Annotated in this window: 15 protein-coding genes and 2 riboswitches; of the genes, 3 read left to right on the top strand and 12 right to left on the bottom strand. The window is 36.4% G+C overall.

Features of this window, described 5'->3' with window-relative positions:
- Positions 1 to 117: 117 nt before the first annotated feature.
- Complete coding sequence (locus FC748_RS18760; protein ID WP_024364498.1) at positions 118 to 2,013, bottom strand: ATP-dependent protease PrkA; 1,896 nt, start codon at positions 2,011 to 2,013, stop codon at positions 118 to 120.
- A 206-nt stretch (positions 2,014 to 2,219) separates the two neighbouring features.
- Here FC748_RS18760 and FC748_RS18755 point away from each other — a divergent pair, with 206 nt between their 5' ends.
- A complete protein-coding gene (locus FC748_RS18755; RefSeq protein WP_108031128.1) occupies positions 2,220 to 3,215 on the top strand; it encodes a M23 family metallopeptidase in 996 nt (331 codons plus the stop codon).
- Between the two features lie 648 nt (positions 3,216 to 3,863).
- Entirely contained in the window at positions 3,864 to 5,558 is a 1,695-nt protein-coding gene (locus tag FC748_RS18750) for a methyl-accepting chemotaxis protein (RefSeq protein WP_108031129.1), read from the top strand.
- Between the two features lie 71 nt (positions 5,559 to 5,629).
- On the opposite strand, the gene FC748_RS18745 is transcribed toward FC748_RS18750, so the two are convergent.
- From FC748_RS18745 to FC748_RS18720, 6 genes are all read right to left on the bottom strand, one after another.
- Positions 5,630 to 6,322, bottom strand: a complete 693-nt coding sequence (locus FC748_RS18745) for a hypothetical protein (protein ID WP_108031130.1) — start codon at positions 6,320 to 6,322, stop codon at positions 5,630 to 5,632.
- Between the two features lie 173 nt (positions 6,323 to 6,495).
- On the bottom strand, positions 6,496 to 7,995 hold the full coding sequence (locus FC748_RS18740) for a sodium:solute symporter family protein (RefSeq protein WP_108031131.1): 1,500 nt from the start codon (positions 7,993 to 7,995) through the stop codon (positions 6,496 to 6,498).
- A 24-nt stretch (positions 7,996 to 8,019) separates the two neighbouring features.
- Positions 8,020 to 8,772 (bottom strand): SDR family NAD(P)-dependent oxidoreductase, encoded by a 753-nt coding sequence (locus FC748_RS18735; protein WP_025220639.1) that lies wholly within the window; start codon positions 8,770 to 8,772, stop codon positions 8,020 to 8,022.
- Complete coding sequence (locus tag FC748_RS18730) at positions 8,762 to 10,510, bottom strand: methyl-accepting chemotaxis protein (protein ID WP_024364492.1); 1,749 nt, start codon at positions 10,508 to 10,510, stop codon at positions 8,762 to 8,764. Before FC748_RS18730 ends, FC748_RS18735 begins: the two co-directional genes overlap by 11 nt.
- A gap of 107 nt (positions 10,511 to 10,617) precedes the next feature.
- Positions 10,618 to 10,703, bottom strand: a riboswitch (cyclic di-GMP riboswitch).
- A gap of 223 nt (positions 10,704 to 10,926) precedes the next feature.
- Positions 10,927 to 11,121 (bottom strand): hypothetical protein, encoded by a 195-nt coding sequence (locus FC748_RS18725; RefSeq protein WP_024364491.1) that lies wholly within the window; start codon positions 11,119 to 11,121, stop codon positions 10,927 to 10,929.
- A 233-nt stretch (positions 11,122 to 11,354) separates the two neighbouring features.
- Positions 11,355 to 11,852 (bottom strand): YehS family protein, encoded by a 498-nt coding sequence (locus FC748_RS18720; protein WP_025220640.1) that lies wholly within the window; start codon positions 11,850 to 11,852, stop codon positions 11,355 to 11,357.
- Between the two features lie 194 nt (positions 11,853 to 12,046).
- Between FC748_RS18720 and FC748_RS18715 the strand changes: the two genes are divergently transcribed.
- Positions 12,047 to 12,241 (top strand): alpha/beta-type small acid-soluble spore protein, encoded by a 195-nt coding sequence (locus FC748_RS18715; RefSeq protein ID WP_029747426.1) that lies wholly within the window; start codon positions 12,047 to 12,049, stop codon positions 12,239 to 12,241.
- 402 nt (positions 12,242 to 12,643) lie between these two features.
- Here FC748_RS18715 and FC748_RS18710 read toward each other — a convergent pair whose 3' ends face one another.
- From FC748_RS18710 to FC748_RS18690, 5 genes are all read right to left on the bottom strand, one after another.
- Positions 12,644 to 13,891 carry an MFS transporter gene (locus FC748_RS18710; protein ID WP_108031132.1) on the bottom strand — a complete coding sequence of 416 codons (1,248 nt, stop codon included), beginning with the start codon at positions 13,889 to 13,891 and terminating at the stop codon, positions 12,644 to 12,646.
- A gap of 95 nt (positions 13,892 to 13,986) precedes the next feature.
- The gene (locus tag FC748_RS18705; RefSeq protein WP_024364488.1) at positions 13,987 to 15,021 is read right to left on the bottom strand and encodes a methyl-accepting chemotaxis protein; all 1,035 of its coding nucleotides are present in this window, start codon (positions 15,019 to 15,021) and stop codon (positions 13,987 to 13,989) included.
- 37 nt (positions 15,022 to 15,058) lie between these two features.
- Positions 15,059 to 15,772, bottom strand: a complete 714-nt coding sequence (locus FC748_RS18700) for a hypothetical protein (RefSeq protein WP_024364487.1) — start codon at positions 15,770 to 15,772, stop codon at positions 15,059 to 15,061.
- A gap of 38 nt (positions 15,773 to 15,810) precedes the next feature.
- Complete coding sequence (locus tag FC748_RS18695) at positions 15,811 to 16,185, bottom strand: hypothetical protein (protein ID WP_024364486.1); 375 nt, start codon at positions 16,183 to 16,185, stop codon at positions 15,811 to 15,813.
- Between the two features lie 148 nt (positions 16,186 to 16,333).
- Positions 16,334 to 16,421, bottom strand: a riboswitch (cyclic di-GMP riboswitch).
- A 182-nt stretch (positions 16,422 to 16,603) separates the two neighbouring features.
- Positions 16,604 to 17,557 carry a tRNA dihydrouridine synthase gene (locus FC748_RS18690; RefSeq protein ID WP_029747424.1) on the bottom strand — a complete coding sequence of 318 codons (954 nt, stop codon included), beginning with the start codon at positions 17,555 to 17,557 and terminating at the stop codon, positions 16,604 to 16,606.
- Positions 17,558 to 17,577 lie beyond the last annotated feature (20 nt).

Below are 17,577 nucleotides of genomic sequence, written 5' to 3'. Positions count from 1 at the left end.
ATGCTAGCAGTCAGCTTTCTTGAACTTTTTTAGAGAAATAAAAGGAGTGCCCTAAAAAATGGGACACTCCTATTCCGACGATTCATTACGCCCCTGCATAATTGTCACTGGCATTGGTTAACGGTTTAACAAACTACCTACATATTGTAATAATTCATTCGCCGATGTTGTGTTATAGCCATGCTCATCAACAAGCCTTGCTACAACTTCATTGATTTTCTTCAGTTGTGACTCATCAGGCATTTTGGAAGACGTTGTAATTTTTACGATGTCTTTCAAATCAGCAAACAGTTTCTTTTGGATTGCTTCTCGTAATCTTTCATGAGAATTATAGTCAAAACGCTTGCCATTTCTTGCGTAAGCTGAAATGCGAATTAATATTTCCTCACGGAACGCTTTTTTCGCATTTTCAGAAATGCCAATTTGCTCTTCAATGGAACGCATTAGTTTTTCATCTGGATTCATTTCTTCGCCAGTTAAGCGATCAAATATTTTGTTTTTATTACAAAATGCCTCTACATTATCGAGATAATTATTCATTAATGTTTTGGCAGATTCTTCGTACGAGTAGACAAACGCTTTTTGCACTTCATTTTTCGCAATTTCATCGTACTCTCTTCTTGCAACAGCAATATAGTTCATATATTTTTCTCGATCTTCTTGAGATATAGAAGCATGCTGATCAAGACCATCTTTCAGTGCTCGCAACACATCCAATGCATTAATAGATGGTATTTCTTTGCGAATGATTGCTGATGAAATACGGTTTATAATATACCGTGGATCAATACCGTTCATGCCTTCGTTAGGAAACTCTTTTTTCAGTTCCTCTAAGTCAACGGAATTAAATCCCTCCACATTTTCTCCGTCGTACAAGCGCATTTTTTTAATAAGATCCACACCTTGTTTTTTCGGAACTTCTAGCCTTGTTAGGACCGAAAAGATTGCTGCGGCCTTCAATGCATGTGGTGCAATATGAACATGAGCCATATCACTTTCATTAATCATTTTTTCATAAATGTGTTCTTCCTCGCTCACTTTTAGGTTATATGGAATTGGCATCACAATAATACGGGAATGTAACGCTTCGTTCTTTTTGTTCGAAATAAAGGAACGATATTCCGTTTCATTTGTATGGGCAACAATTAATTCATCGGCACTTATTAAAGCGAATCTTCCTGCCTTAAAATTCCCTTCCTGCGTCAGTGACAACAGATTCCATAAAAACTTTTCGTCTAATTTCAACATTTCTTGGAATTCCATCATTCCTCGGTTCGCCTTATTTAACTCTCCATCAAAGCGATAAGCACGAGGGTCCGACTCTGAGCCAAATACGCCAATAGTCGAGAAATCAATGCTCCCCGTTAAATCTGCAATATCTTGAGATTTTGGGTCAGAAGGTGTGAAGGTTCCTATGCCCACACGTTTGTCTTCAGAAAAAGTGATACGCTCAATAATGACATTTTCAATACGTCCTTCGTATTCTTTTTCAAGACGCATCGTATTTAAAGGCGATAAGCTGCCCTCAATTCGTATTCCATACTCTTCAAAAAAGTCATTACGTAAATGATGTGGAATTAAATGCAGAGGGTCCTCATGCATTGGACATCCCTTAATTGCATAAACTGCTCCCTCTTCCGTGCGCGAGAATTGTTCAAGTCCTCGCTTTAACAATGTTACGATCGTTGACTTTCCTCCACTTACAGGCCCCATCAATAATAAAATCCGTTTTCTAACATCTAATCTTCTTGCTGCCGGATGGAAATATTCCTCCACCAGTCTTTCAATTGCTGATTCAAGCCCAAAAATTTCTTTTCCGAAAAATTGATACATCTTTTGCCCATCGCGTTCCTCTACACCTGCGCTTTTAATCATATTGTAGACGCGAGAATGGGCTGTTTGAGCAACTTCAGGTCTTTCCTTTATGATGCGTAAATAATCTGCAAATGTACCTTCCCACTTCAGTCGATTTTCTTCTTCGCGATAGCTCTTCACTTTATCTAAAATGTTGATAGCCTTCCCTCCATTCTTTCAGGGCTTGATTTATAACATAGTATGAAGTTAGATACATTATGATACCCATTACTTTTTCATTGAATTAGTTTCTTCTTATTGTTCAAGTTTTTTTCTCGCTACATAAAAGGGATTTACTGCATTTAAAGTGGACTTATGAAATATAAAATTTCGGTTATTCTAATCTGTAGAAAGGAGGTCCAATTTTGAATCGTTATTTAATTTTCCTTCTGACATGTATGCTGCTGTGGAGTTATTTTCCCCCAACGGTTACACTGGCAAATGAAGGACCGAGTAATGAAGAAATTTTACAGCAACGTATGTCCTATTACGTACAATTCGATGAATTACTAATTCCATGGCACTTTTTAGCGGCTATCGATCAATATGAGCGCAATCTTCAATCCGTTCGTAAAGATATCCCGAAACGAGATGGCTTCATCGCCATTCAATTTTCTGATGAATATTGGTCAGGTGCATTAAATCCTGTCAAGGAAGATACGATACCTGAAACAATCAGTTATTTTGGTGGAATGGGACTGGATGGCAACGGTGATGGTATTGCAAGCCCTTCAGATGATGTAGATGTGATCTTCTCCATGGCCAGTTATATAAGTCAATTTGGTTCTACAGATGAAGACTTTAAACTTGCTTTATGGGAATACTACAGAAGTGAAGAAGCCGTTAATCAAATCGTCACGATTTCCACTTTGTATAAACATTTTAAAACGACTGAGCTGGATGCCCATACATTCCCGATTCCAACACGCTCCGATTACAGCTATAGAGGTACTTGGGGTGATAATAGAGGTTGGGGAGGCAGACGAATCCACGAGGGAACTGACATTTTTGCTGGCTACGGGACACCTGTACTGTCCACTTCCTATGGTGTAGTCGAAGTCAAAGGCTGGAATCAATTCGGAGGTTGGCGAATTGGCATTCGCGATAACCATAATTCTTATCACTATTATGCCCATCTTGGGAGCTATCATAAGGACATAAAGGTTGGAGATGTTGTAGAACCAGGGCAAGTACTCGGTTATGTAGGCAGCTCGGGTTATGGAAAAGAAGGCACATCTGGAAAATTCCCTCCACATCTTCATTACGGCATTTACAAATTTAATGGTCGAACAGAATGGGCATTTGATCCATATCCATCTTTATTGCAATGGGAACGTCAAGCAAAAAAAGATAAGCAGTAAAGAACTAGGCAACTGCTCCATTCACAGCGAAATCAGATGGATACCTCTAAAGACAAGGCAAGAGGCTGGGACAAAAGAGAAGAAGTGTTAGATTGACTGCCATCAATCTAACACTTTTTTGCTATGCCGTTGTTGTCCGCTACAGCGGTGCTTTCCGCTCAGCACAGTAAGCCGCAACCCTCGCTAACGCGCGGTCTGTTGCGTCTAACATTATGTGCTGTTCCCGCTGGAGTCACCGCCTTCGCTACCAACAACTAGTGAACACTTCTAATTTTTTAAATTGCAAAAGCAAGAATAGCTAAGTTAGCTAAGTTCTCCATATAGCCAAAATTTATGAACACCTTTCCTCTGTTCCTTAAATTTTTTTAGTTTTATCCCAGCCTCTTGCAGTTTTTTGATATCCTCTATAGAACTTGTGAAAAATTGTATAGTATTGTCAAATTTATTTTTTCTAAAAACACCATGACAATAGGTAATTAGATACACACCTTTAGCAAACAGACAAAAATATTTGAAAAATATGAATTAAATTATGCCAAAAAACCTTTTTTAGTATTTTCAACAAAAAAATTCTACTTTTCTTTTGAAATAGTAATAGAATAAATAGAGTAGGATAAGTTTTAAAGAAAAAGCTAAAGGATGGAAAAAATGAATCGTTTATTTCAATTTAAAACAATTAAAGCACGTTTATTAAGTACATTTATTATGTTATTAGTATTATTTGCTTGTTTTACTACGTATACTTATTTTTCTAATACAAACATGGAGAAACAGGCTAAAGTCCTCGTTGAAGAAGATTTAATTGTGTTAACTGCAAGTAAAAATCTAGCAATGTCTACGAGCGTCCGATTATCTGCCGCCTTAAGTTATGTTGTATCCGGTGATGAAAAATACATAGAGACGTTTAATGAATACCGTAAAATTGCTGAAGATAATAACCTTATCGTCGAAAAGTATGAAAATACGCCCGAACGGGAAAAACTCGTAGAAATGGCCCGTGAATGGAGCAACCGAGTAAATAGTGAAGTATTTGAAGTATATAAGCAAGGTGATAAACAATTAGCGTTAGAAAATTTAACAGCTATCAATCATCTTGTTACTGAAGTGCGTGCTGGCTATGAAGAAGTAGCTAATAAACGCGCTGAAGCCATTACAAAGGTCGGCAATGATGTCGTATCAACAAGTTCAAGCAATAAAACAATTGGGGTCATTGCAAGTATCATCTTATCAATTTTAGGAATTCTTATAGCTATTTTCACAGCAAGTAGAATCTCTAAGCCTATTTCTATAGTTTCCAATCATATGAGGGAATTAGCTGATGGGAATTTACGCAATGAAAAGTTCTCCGTTACCCGTCAAGATGAAATTGGTCACCTAATGCTTTGTGCCAATGACCTGAATGAAAAATTAAAAGATACGATTAGCTCTATTCATAATGTATCTGAAACGGTAGCTGCAAGCAGTGAGGAATTAGCGCAATCTTCTAATGAAGTTCAGACTGGTACGGAACAAATTTCCTATACCATGCAAGAGCTTGCGACTGGAACAGAAACACAAGCCTCTACAGCTAGCGATTTAGCTGAAACTATGACAACGTTCCAACGCCATATTTATGAAACAACGCAAGAAGGCATTGAGTTGAAAGAGCATTCGGGGCAAGTACATGATTTAACAAACACAGGGAAAACATTAATGGTTCAATCTACACAACAAATGGCAACTATTAATGACATTGTGTTAGATTCCGTAAAAAAGGTAGAAGGTTTAAACGAACAGTCTGCTGAAATTTCAAAATTGGTTTCTGTAATCGATGAAATTTCTAACCAAACGAATTTGCTTGCTTTAAATGCTGCCATCGAAGCGGCACGTGCAGGAGAACATGGCAAAGGCTTTGCAGTAGTTGCCGATGAAGTGCGTAAGCTGGCAGAACAAGTACAATTCTCTGTGACAGATATTTCAACAATCGTTCATCGCATTCAAAGCGAAACAGGCAATGTCACAAATTCACTTCAATCTGGTTATGAAGAAGTAAAAAAAGGAACAGCACAATTAAATCAAACGAATCATACATTCGATCAAATTTCTCAAGCGATCGAGGATATGAATAACAATATTAATGTGATTTCAAATAACTTAACAAAAATTTCCCAACATTCCGAAGCGATTAATGGCTCGATTGATGAAATGGCTTCTATTTCACAAGAATCCGCTGCTGGTGTTGAGCAAACAACGGCCACTGTTGAAGAAACGGCTGCAACAATGGATGAAATTTCAAAGAGTGCCAATCAATTAGCTGAAATGGCTGAAGAGCTAAACACACAACTACAAAAATTCACACTTTAATACAAGGAAAAAGCTATCCGAATGTCTTCGTGATAGCTTTTTTATTAGGCTAGATGACATCTAGTATAGGATTATTGCCAATGTCGGATAGGTACTCGCTCTAATTCATAGTGCTTGATAATAATACTGACCTTTTGATACCATTGTTCACACAACGCCATTGCTTCGATATACGTATCATCTTCTATTGAAATGCCATCCTCTTGTTCTAAAAAGATATACTCTATAATTGGATCGCTTAGATTGTCTACCACCATTTTTAAAGCTAATTGGGACACTTCCTGTTCCTCACATGCTTCTTCCTCAATCTCCGCTTCTTCTACTAAAACATGGTGGTCCCCCGCTAGTAAAGAGTCACTAAACAAACCATTACTAGTTCTTGCCACAATATGACCGTCCTCTACAATCGCTACCTCATAAATTTCATTAAAACGGACTTCTTTCTTTACTACTTCTGCTTCCCAATCTTCTTTAACTGCCAGTATAAGTGTTTTGGATTGCTCATTCAGTAATAATGCATGTAAAGCATCACTTGCAATGATGCCATGGGTATGAGGGATATTCTTTAACTCTTCTTCACTTGCACTTTTACGCTCCGCCATTATTCTAAAAGTATGATATTTCCATTTAATAAAACGTATTACGCCAATGATGACTAAGGTTATGCCAATTAAAAAGTACAATTTTTTTATGAATTCAGCATCCATTGCCATTGCTAAAAACAAATATATCATACCTAACAATACTAGAAAGATTGTTTTCATTATTATCCCACTTTCAACAAAATAATAGATAGGGAAAATACATCTCTATAGTAGAAATCTTATTCAGCTATCTCTCTTTTCATGCTTCATTTTTGGATAATAAAAAACACGAAACACTGGTATCCTCAAGTGTTTCGTGTTGTTGAACAAGTCTTTTTAAGCTAACACACAGCTTATTGTTGTTTCACTAGCTCGTCCTTACTGCCTACATTATCTAATGTTTTATCTTTTTCAATTTTATGCATATCTAGCACATGTTGTGAAGGTGGCACAAGCAAACTGACAATCACTATCGTTATACCTGAAATGACTACTCCAGAGAAAACAGGTGCCTGCCATAATTCGTTTATTAAACCTATAAAGCCTTCAGACTGTATGGATAAACTAGGTACAAAAGTTAGTGTTGTGATTATATAATAGATCAGCCCGACCGATATACTTGCCCAGACAGCTGGCGTACTGACCCGCTTCCAAAATGGACCTAAGACAATTGGCCAAAAAATCGTCACGAATATTACGTCCCAAGCTAAGTAAGCTAAATCAATTACTTTTTGAAAGCTAACAGCCAAGATTAAGCCTAATACTGCACTGCTTAAAATCACAAGTCTTGAAAATCTCAATAAATTTTTAGGATTAGGATTAGGATTACGATTAATAAAGTCTAAATAAATATTCTTTGTGATAATACCAGAAGTTGCAACATAACATGCGGCAACAGTCGACATTCCCATCGCTGCCATTGCTGTTAAAAAGATTGCAGCTAAAAGAGGTGGAAAGTATCCTTGTGCAAAGGCTAGCATTAACGTTTCTGGATTTGTGCTATTAGGATAAATTGTTTTAAAAGCTTCACCTAACATGCCAGGAATCCAACTAATCGCTATAATAACGATACCAGCTATAATCATACTGCGTTGTGCTACTTTTGGACTTTTCGCGGCGGCTACCCTTTGACCTAAGTCAACAGCAGGGATATCACCAAGCGCTAATACAAGATATAACGTCCAAAATTCAGCTCCTGCCTTATTAAACAATTCACTTATATTCCACCACTCCGGATTAAACGTCACATCAGGATAATAAATAAACACAAAAATGGTAATACCTAAAATACCAGCTACTGCTAGCGCACCTTGTACGATTTCTGTGTAGGCTACAGCCCATAAACCGCCAATTACAGAATACAGTGCTGTTAACGATACAAATAATAATGCTGCTGGAACAAAATCTATTTGTAGCAATTGCTGGATAATATACGTTCCACCAACCGTTAAAGCTGCTGCATTAAAGATTCCAAAGGCGATAGCCATTACAATCCCTGTGTAAGCTCCTAACTTTTTACTACCATATCTTAAGCCATAGTAGTCTGCTAATGTCCATCCTTTTAATCTTCTAAGCGGTTTGGTCCATATAAGCGCACCAAGAATCATACAGGTCCCTAAACCACCCATCGTCGCTGATCCCTCAAAGCCGCCACTCGTATAACCAGAACCGACAGCTGCAAAAAAGAACGGAGCGGCTAATAAAGCCGCAATTAAACTTCCCGTCACAACTGAGAGAGGCATGCTCCATCCGGCTACGATTAAATCTTCTGCCGTATTAACGCGTTTATACCCCTTATAACCAATATAATAAATAAAAATTAAGTACACGCTAAAGATTAAAATATTCAACATTTTTATTGCTCCTTAGTTCTTACATTATCCGTTCATCACTACTCCACCATTAGGCGTTAAAATCTGACCTGTATAGAAATCAGCGTTGTCAGAGGCTAAAAAAAGTACACTTTTTGCGATTTCCTCAGGTTGTGCCAAGCGTTTTAATGGATACTTTGCAGATTCCTCTTCAATATAGTTCTCTCCAAATTCTTGTAGGATATCTGTGAGTGTCCCACTAGGAGCTACAGCGTTTACTAAGATGTTGGGCGCTAATTCTCTTGCCAAAGCTTTCGTAAATGCATTAATGCCGCCTTTTGCAGCTGAGTAATGCGTAAACTCTTCACAACCTAGACTACCAATATCTGAAGAAATATTAATAATCTTGCCTTTGTTTCGTTCCTTCATTCGTTTCGCTGCTTCTCGGCAATTATAAAAACATCCATAAAGATGTACTTTAATCATTCTGTCCCATTGTTCGTCTGTTAAATCTAGCACGCTAGAAGCTTGTGCAAATCCTGCATTATTTACAAGAATATCAATCTGTCCTAGATGACTATCCATGTATCGGAACATGTCCTGTACTTGATGAGAGTCTGATACATCAGCACGGTATTTATAAGCTCGTACACCTAGCTTTTCAGCCTGTGCTCGCACTTCTTCTGCTTCATGATCGTCACCAATAAAGTTAATCAATACATTGGCACCTTGTTTTGCGAATGCAAGTGCAATTGCTTTTCCGATGCCCTTACTAGAACCAGTAATCAGAACATTTTTTTGTGCTAAATTATTTTCCATTTTCATCATTCTCCAATTTGAATTTTGCTACAAGCGCTTGTAATTCTTGTGCTGTTATTCCTAAAGAAGAAGAAGCCTCTTTCACTTCTTGCATCGTCGTTAATTGTTCCTGTGTCGCTTTTGACACATTAGATGAAAACTCTGATGAAAGCTCCGCTGATTGTTTAATGTTATTGACAGACGCTGCAACTTCCTCTGACGAAGCAGAAATTTGCTGAGAGGCTGCTGAAATTTCACGAATTTGACTAGCGACTTCTTCCGATGATGTAAGAATTTCTTTAAAGATTTCCCCTACTTCATCTGTATATTCCATACCTGCTTTTACATCTGCTTTTCCTTTTTCCATCACGACAATGGAAGCATTTGAATCGGATTGAATCGTACTAATTAGATTGTATATTTCTGTTGCTGATTGCGAGGATTGCTCTGCCAACCTTCTCACTTCATCTGCTACCACTGCAAAACCTTTACCATGTTCTCCTGCTCTTGCTGCTTCAATAGCTGCATTTAAAGCAAGTAAGTTAGTTTGATCCGCAATTGCTGTAATAAGACTCACAATATCGCTAATTTTATTCGTATTAACATGTAAGCCATTAATGGTTTTGCCAATTTGTTCTACTGAACCATTAATTAGCTCCATTTGGGATATAACTTGTTGCACGACTTTATCTCCACGTTCAGAAGCAAGAGATGCTGCTATAGATGATTCGGCAGCAGTATTTGCTGAGTCAGCTATTTGTTGAATACCTGTTGCTGTTTCTTCCATAGCTGCAGCAGTTTCTTCTGTCATCACCATAGATGCTTCCGCATTCTCATTTATACGTTTCATATCCTTTGCAATATCGGTAGAACTATTAAACGACTCTCCTGCATTGACAGTTAACTGACTTGCAGCAGAAGAAACATGATTAGATGTATTTCTAATATTTAAAATAATATGTTGCAAATTGGTAACCATCGTTTGAATAGATTGCGATAAGTTCCCTATTTCATCTTTTGTAATTTCTAATTCAACTTGTTGCAATTCACCATTTGCCACTTGATTTGCAACATCGACTACTTTCTTAAGAGGTTTTAATAGTCGATCGATAATTATGTAAAGTAAAATTAGTAAAATAATCAAACCAACAACTGCGATTGCAATTTGTTTTGTCATACTTGTTTTAATGATTGTATTTATGTAATCTGCGGAATAATCAATACCTAATAAGGCAATCATTTTGCCATTATCATCTTTAATAGGGGTAAATACTGTTCTCCAAGCACCAAATTGATCTTCGAATACGTTCGTCACTTCAGACTGATTACTGTCAATTGCACGCTTAGCTGTTGCTACATGTTCATCTGCTAAATCTTCGAAAATCTCACCAGCTTCATAAACCTCATTCAGGTTGGATGTATACCCTATCGGATTAACACCTTTATCTTTCATATCCCAAATATAACTCCAGCTCATTATCCCCTGTTCTTCCTGAATCATATCTAGCTGTTTTTGGAGATTTTTAAAATCGGGATTACTTTCCCCTTTTTCATTTAATAAATGTTTTATCTGATCACTATCGAGATTCATAGCTGTCAATATACCAACACTTTTTAACTCTTGTTCCAAATCTACATTCATTCTTTTGTTAAGCTCACTAATACTTTGCGTTGTGACGATAGAAATCAACATTAAAACAATAATTGAAACTGTAAGTAATAATTTGTTTTTCAATGAAACATTTTTTAAAAATTGCATAGATAATTCCTCCTCTTTATATTTTATAGGTCAAAAAAAAATAACCTATTTCAAAAGAAATAGGTTATTAAAGATAAAAAAATAATAAATCCCAATAACTACTAATCTTTTGCAACCCAGCCATCATAGCGTTATCTGCCTTAGACCTGTAGCTTTGCGTCTCTACCTTTCAGTAGATTTGCCCTTATTTCTCCTCAAATTAACATAATAGTAAAAAATAATCAATACAGCTTCCAAAATTACTATTTAGTCCATGCTCTTATTTTACTACTTATGTACAAACAATGAAATAATTACTATGTAAAAATATTCTTCTTTATTGTAAAAAGTCCTTACAAAAAATAAGCAGCGACAACGTAAACACGTTATTGCTGCTTAAATTTCTGATAAACACTTACCCCTAAATGTTTATTCAATTATGCAAGTTGTGTTACGAGTAAGACAGCTGGAATAAAGGATAATGCAAAAACGCACATATACCATACAGAAGTACGGCGTAATGAAAAACGAACTTTTTTACGTTCTGCATAAAAAATGTCTAACATAACAGCAACTATTAATGGAATACTAATGCAAGAAATAGCAATTAAAATAAAATCAAAAAATATCATAAAAAGCACCCCTCTATTCATGAACATTTCTTTTCCCTTTGTGACAACTTTGTGTCAATTTCATTGTACACAATTCCGTCACATTTATCAACTGTTCAAAGAAAATAATGGTGATTTTTCAATTTATTTTTTATTGCTTTTATTGTTATTATGTACTTCATCCAATACAAACAAAGGCGGGACGCTTACTGTAGGTAAGCATCCGACCACAATTCACTTTAACAATTTAATACTTAATCTCTATATTTATATGTTAAACCTTTTAAAAAGTTTCTCACAAAGCGATCGCCACATTCTTTGTAATTACGATGACTAGGATTTCTTAAAATCGCGCCTAACTCACCTTTCGATACTGTTACGCCACCTTCATATAAAATATCAAGCATATCTTCCGTTGTTAAAGCCATGGCAATTTTCACTTTTTTCAAAAGCATATTATTTGGGCTTTCTTTCCCTGTAACCGGTGGTGGCCCTTCCTGTTGACCTTGTTTTGATTGTTGAGGGCCACGTTTAAAAGTAATTAAACCATTTAAAAATGCCTCTACCATTTTGTTATTACATTTAATGTAATTCTCTGGGATATCTTCTTCATCTTCTTTAATTTTGATAAGCATGTTTAATACATCCTCTTTAGTGTATTTCATGCCACCAAGCTTAAAAATTTCTACCATATCCGTATTTTTAATATCTAGTGCATATCGTAAACGAATCAAAATATCATTATTCGTCATAGCAAAACCTCCTTGATTTCCTTGCAAAATCTGAATTTATAAGAGCCAGGCTTTATTATAACAGAGTAAATTGTATTTTTAGCTAGCTTTGCAATTATTCCTCGCCTATAGTATGTAGATTGCACATTTCCTTGTTTTTAAATGTATGAAAATCAAACTGCCGACCATTCTAATAGCACAAGGAGGTGAGAAAAATGGCTAATAAAAATCGAAGTTCCAATAAACTTCAAGTTCCTGGTGTACAGGAAGCTGTTAATCAAATGAAATATGAAATCGCACAAGAATTCGGCGTACAACTTGGGCCAGATGCTTCTTCTCGCGCGAACGGTTCCGTAGGTGGAGAAATCACGAAACGACTTGTAGAAATGGCTGAAAAAAGACAAAAATAAATAAAAGGTGCCAGGCACTAAAACAATTCAGAATTGTTTTAGTACCTGGCACTTACTTTCTTGCCCCTTTTATCATGACGAAGATGAATACTAATAAAAGAATAAGTAATGCACCTATAATTACGTATCCGACCATACTTGTTATTCCCAAAACACTAATACTCCTTCCATACATAAAGTGGAACAAAAAATTTACCAATATAGTACCGCTATATTTCCACTTTAGTTTACCTATTTAAAATACCCTTCTACTTCTATTTCTTCAACTAAACTGCTCTATTAGTATAATAAATTTAACAACTAGAGCTTTCTATTCATTCACAGTAATTTCATTTTTTCCGATAAACACAATTTATAAACTTTTATTTTTAGATTGTGGCTCTCATTTTCAATTCCACACCTTTAGATACTACGCTTTTCCTTAAAGTACAGCACACCAAACAAACCAATGATGGAGAAAAGAACTGGCACTATAAAACCATAGTAGTAGCCATCATCTACATAACCTGAAACAGCTTGAAAATGATCTAATAAATAACCAAAAATAATGGGCAACAAAACGGCACTTAAAAAGCCTCCTGTATTGGCAAATCCCGAAACTACACCAGCTTCGTGTAAAGGGAATGATTGCCGTACAGCCGCAAATGTTAATGCACTTGCTCCATACCCAAAGCCGATGATAAAAAATAGTACCAACAGCAAGAAAAAAGCTGGATGTCCATTGCATATAAGAAACGTAAACCAACTAAGTAAAACAATACTATGCACGACAATATATGGCCTTTTAATCGTATCTAGCCTGCTAGCCAGCCAACTAGTTAGAGGAGCTCCGATTAGTGCCCCAATAAGACCAACCATAATCAATTGGCTTGCATCCGAACGTGTCATTTCATATAAACTCATTCCGTATGGTACAGCCCAGGAACTGATAAATCCTACATAACCTCCTACTACACCAAAATGGCAAAAAAATAGAGCCCATGCTTGGGGATTGGTAAATATTCTTTTCAGTAATACGGATGTTTTATCACGTTGTTCTTCATCGGTTACAAAAATTTGCTCATTGATAAAGCGTGTTTTAGGCTTTTTTACAAGTACAAAATAAAGGACTAGGCCACACAGGGTCAATAGTAGTCCTGCGCTACAAAAGGCCATCCTCCAACCTAGTAAATCAATCCACGTGGAGAAGGGGACTGTCGCCAATAAAAACCCTAGACTTCCAGTCATACCTGCCAGACCAATTAAACGTACAAACTCCTTGCGATGAAACCATTGTGCCAAAATAAGCACCATATTAACCCAAATTGTTGCATCCCCTACTCCAGTCAATATTCTCGAAAAAAATAGCATAAGTGCATGTGTACTAAGACTATAAATGATTGTACCGATCCCTGTAAGTGTCGCCCCTAAAATTAAAAAAGCATTTGGGCCGTAACGATCAGCCAAAATCCCCATTGGTACTTGTAAGCTTGTATATACAAAAAATTGGATACTTGTTAATAAGCCAATCGTTGCTGCCGTGACCTGAAAATCACTCATTAATTGGTCTGTAATTAATCCTGGCGCTGTGCGTTGGCTCGCCATTAACAAATAAGTTAACAATACAACAACAAATACTACCCATCTGTATTTGCTATTTTGTTTGTCCATGGATATCTACCCCTATTAGCTTTTACTAGAATATATGAAAGAGTGCCAGACACTAAAACAATTTTGAATTGTTTTAGTGTCTGGCACCGATTTCTCTATATTTTTAAGCTGACAAGGTTGCCTGCTTCTTGCACTAATTTATCCATTGTACTTAATTCGTCATCGCTAATTTCAACTAGCTCCTCAAACATTTCCACAGATTCACGTGAGATGAACGAAATGTCTCTCATTGCCACCATGATTTGCTGAGAGCTTGAAGATAATTCTTCTGTACTTGCAGATGAATTGGCATTATTTTCAGCAATAATTTTTGTCGTTTCTACAATTCTTTCGAACATCGTACCAATTTCTAAAATGGTAGTATTCGTTTGTGCAAACTCTTCCGTTCCTTGCTTCATGGATGTAACCACTCGATCCGTCTCTTCTTGAATATTTTTTACAATATTCGATACTTCAGCAGCGGATTGTTGTGATTGTTCTGCTAATTTACGAACTTCATCCGCAACGACAGCAAACCCTTTTCCATGTTCACCTGCACGAGCTGCTTCAATAGCTGCGTTCAATGCTAATAGATTGATTTGCTCTGAAATCCCTGTAATTACTTTGACAATCTTGCCAATCTCATGTGATTTTTCTCCAAGGATATTGATTGCATCAAAAGTTGTATTAATCGTTTGATCAAATTGCTCCATTTTCACCATCGAATCTTTTAGCTTTTCGTTACCTTCTTGCGTCAATTCTAACGTCGTATTCGATTGTTCTGAAATTTGGTTTGATCTTATAGACAGTTCTTCGATAGCCACTGTGATGTCTTCAATCGAAGTTGAACTTTCCTCAGTAGCTACTAATTGTTTTTTTAACCCTTTTCCTACCTCATCAATGGCTGCTCTAACGATATCAGCCTTCTCCGCTGCATACTCTCCATGTTCAACAAGATTTTGACCTTTTTCATTTATATTTTTTTCGTATAGATGAAATTGCTCTTTTAATTGACTTGCAGATAATTCCTCTGCCCCGTTTGTCACTTCACTCTGACTATCAGCCTGACGTTTAAGCGAAAAATATCTGTAAGCAAAATACAAGGACGTGCATAATAAAAATACTATAATCACTAGCATAATAGCATCCATGATATAAAAATCTCCTATTCTCTCTACCTATGATGTTTTATAACTCTTTTACAATAATATAAATTCCATCAGCTACAGTCGCTGGGATATCGTTTAAATGCTCATTGCTTTCGTATTTATGAACAATGAAATCCCCTTCAACATTTACATACTTTTCAAATCCATGATACTTCTGTAACAAGCTCATTGACTTCGGATTTGTTGCTTCAGCTAACACCAGTCTTAACCCTTCTTCAGATGCTTTTTGAACTAAAATATCACCTAACGTTTGTACAATTTCATGGCGATTGTGCTCAGCGATGACACCTAATAAAAATAAATGCAGCACTTCATTATCTTCCATTTCTTTTCCATAACGTTGTTTATAGTCATTTAAGAAACGAACATCGATATCCTCTAATACATCCATCACTATATTCATATCAGAAAACGTGCCACTAAAAATAGGACCTTCATGTATTTCCAGTGCGTTTGTATCTCCAACTAAAGCGCCTACTACATTACGCTCTGCATCGAGCGCAACAACACAGTATCCTTGATGCACATTGTCTTCAATGTATTCTTTCGTGAATTGGTAGAAATCATCATAAGGTAATTTTAAGGAGTACCCGATTATCGGTTCTTGCACCCATTTACCGGCTACATCTACTCCAACAAATGTTTTTGCTAAACATGTTGCCGCTTTTTCAATTAAGTCTGGTTGGTCTTTTGTAATGATTTCATATGTATATACATCTTGTAATGTTGGCATCATAAATTCCTCCAAATATGCTTCTAGTGATTTAAAAACTATCGTGTTGCTAATTGTGATACATTGTCAACTACTGTTCCTGGGAAATTCACTCCCTCTAAAGCATTTCTCACTTGCACATAGGCAATTTTAGAGGCTGGATTGACAATATAGATATCTTTGAAGCCAAGTGATGCGTAAAACATTAATGTTTGCCCTAGTTCCGCTGAAACTTTAGATGGAACAGGTGATTGATACGTTGCATCAACTACAAAGGTATAGGATTTTTTTGGTACTTTCGCCACAGTCTCTTCCAAATCTTTTATATATTCCTCTACAAGCTCTGTTTTAATAAACCCATGAACTTGAACGTGTACTTCTTTTTTTGCTTCATAAATCGCCATATTATATTTCGGTTTATCAACGACTAACATTTTTAATCTCCTTTTTCATATAGTTTTTTTACTATCCTATACTAACAAGACTTTATTAACGCTATAGTTCTTTAATTTGTCTCCTTTTAGGAAAATAAAAACTACCCTTATTATAAAAATTAAGGATAGCCAAATAATCGTTTATTATTTTGGCAACCCGACTATCATAATCCCAATAGGATTTTAGACTCGTAGCTTTGCGTCCTTACCTTTCAGTAAGTTTGCCTTTTCATTTTCTTAAAATAATACTAACATTATTACAATTTTACATTATAAATTACATGTCAATTTTTGTCGACACTAGTAGTATTATCTAAAGAATATTAGGTAAATATAAGTAATATTAAGATACTACGTAGTAAGAATGTAGTACGTGCCAGTCACTCAAACAATTTAGAATTGTTTGAGTGACTGGCACCTATTCAAATTGATTGAGCAATTCGCGTACTTCATCCGTTGTCTTTGTATTCATTAACTGATTTCTTAATTCACTTGCCCCGCGGAATCCTTTAACATAGATTTTGAAAAAGCGATGCAGCGCAGTAACTGAGCGTGGTAGCTCCTCAGCATATTGATCTTGAAGATCAAGCTGTAATCTTAAAAGATCAAGATATTCTTTACTACTATGTTCCTTTGGCTCTTTTTCAAAAGCAAATGGGTTTTTAAAAATACCTCGTCCAATCATCACGCCATCCACACCATATTGTTCAACTAGCTTCATACCTGTTGCACGGTCAGGGATGTCTCCATTGATTGTTAATAGCGTATTTGGTGCAATTTGATCTCGTAATTTTTTAATTTCCGGAATTAGCTCCCAGTGTGCTTCTACTTGGCTCATTTCTTTTCTCGTACGCAAATGGATTGATAAGTTAGCGATATCTTGTTTTAAAATATGTGTAAGCCATTCCTGCCACTCATCCACTTCTGTGAAGCCAAGTCTTGTTTTCACACTGACAGGCAGTCCACCCGCTTTCGCTGCTTGAATAAGTTCCGCAGCAACATCAGGACGTAAAATAAGACCGCTTCCCTTGCCTCGTGAAGCCACATTCGGTACAGGACAGCCCATATTAATATCAACACCTTTAAAACCAAGCTCCGCCATACCAATACTCATTTGTCTAAAATATTCAGGATTATCTCCCCATATGTGAGCAACCATAGGCTGTTCATCTTCAGTAAAAAGCAAACGTCCTCGCACACTTTTCTGACCCTCTGGATGACAATAGCTATCTGAATTTGTAAACTCGGTAAAAAATACATCTGGTCTACCTGCTTTACTTACGACATGACGAAACACAACATCCGTCACATCTTCCATTGGAGCAAGTACAAAAAATGGTCGCGGTAAATCCCGCCAAAAATTATTCGTCATATTTTACTTCAAACCCTCTC

Origin of the sequence: Lysinibacillus sphaericus, from assembly GCF_005217585.1 — a bacterium.
Classification (GTDB): Bacteria; Bacillota; Bacilli; order Bacillales_A; family Planococcaceae; genus Lysinibacillus; species Lysinibacillus sphaericus.
Note: the sequence above shows the minus strand (reverse complement) of the source record. Positions and strands in the feature narration are given on the sequence as shown.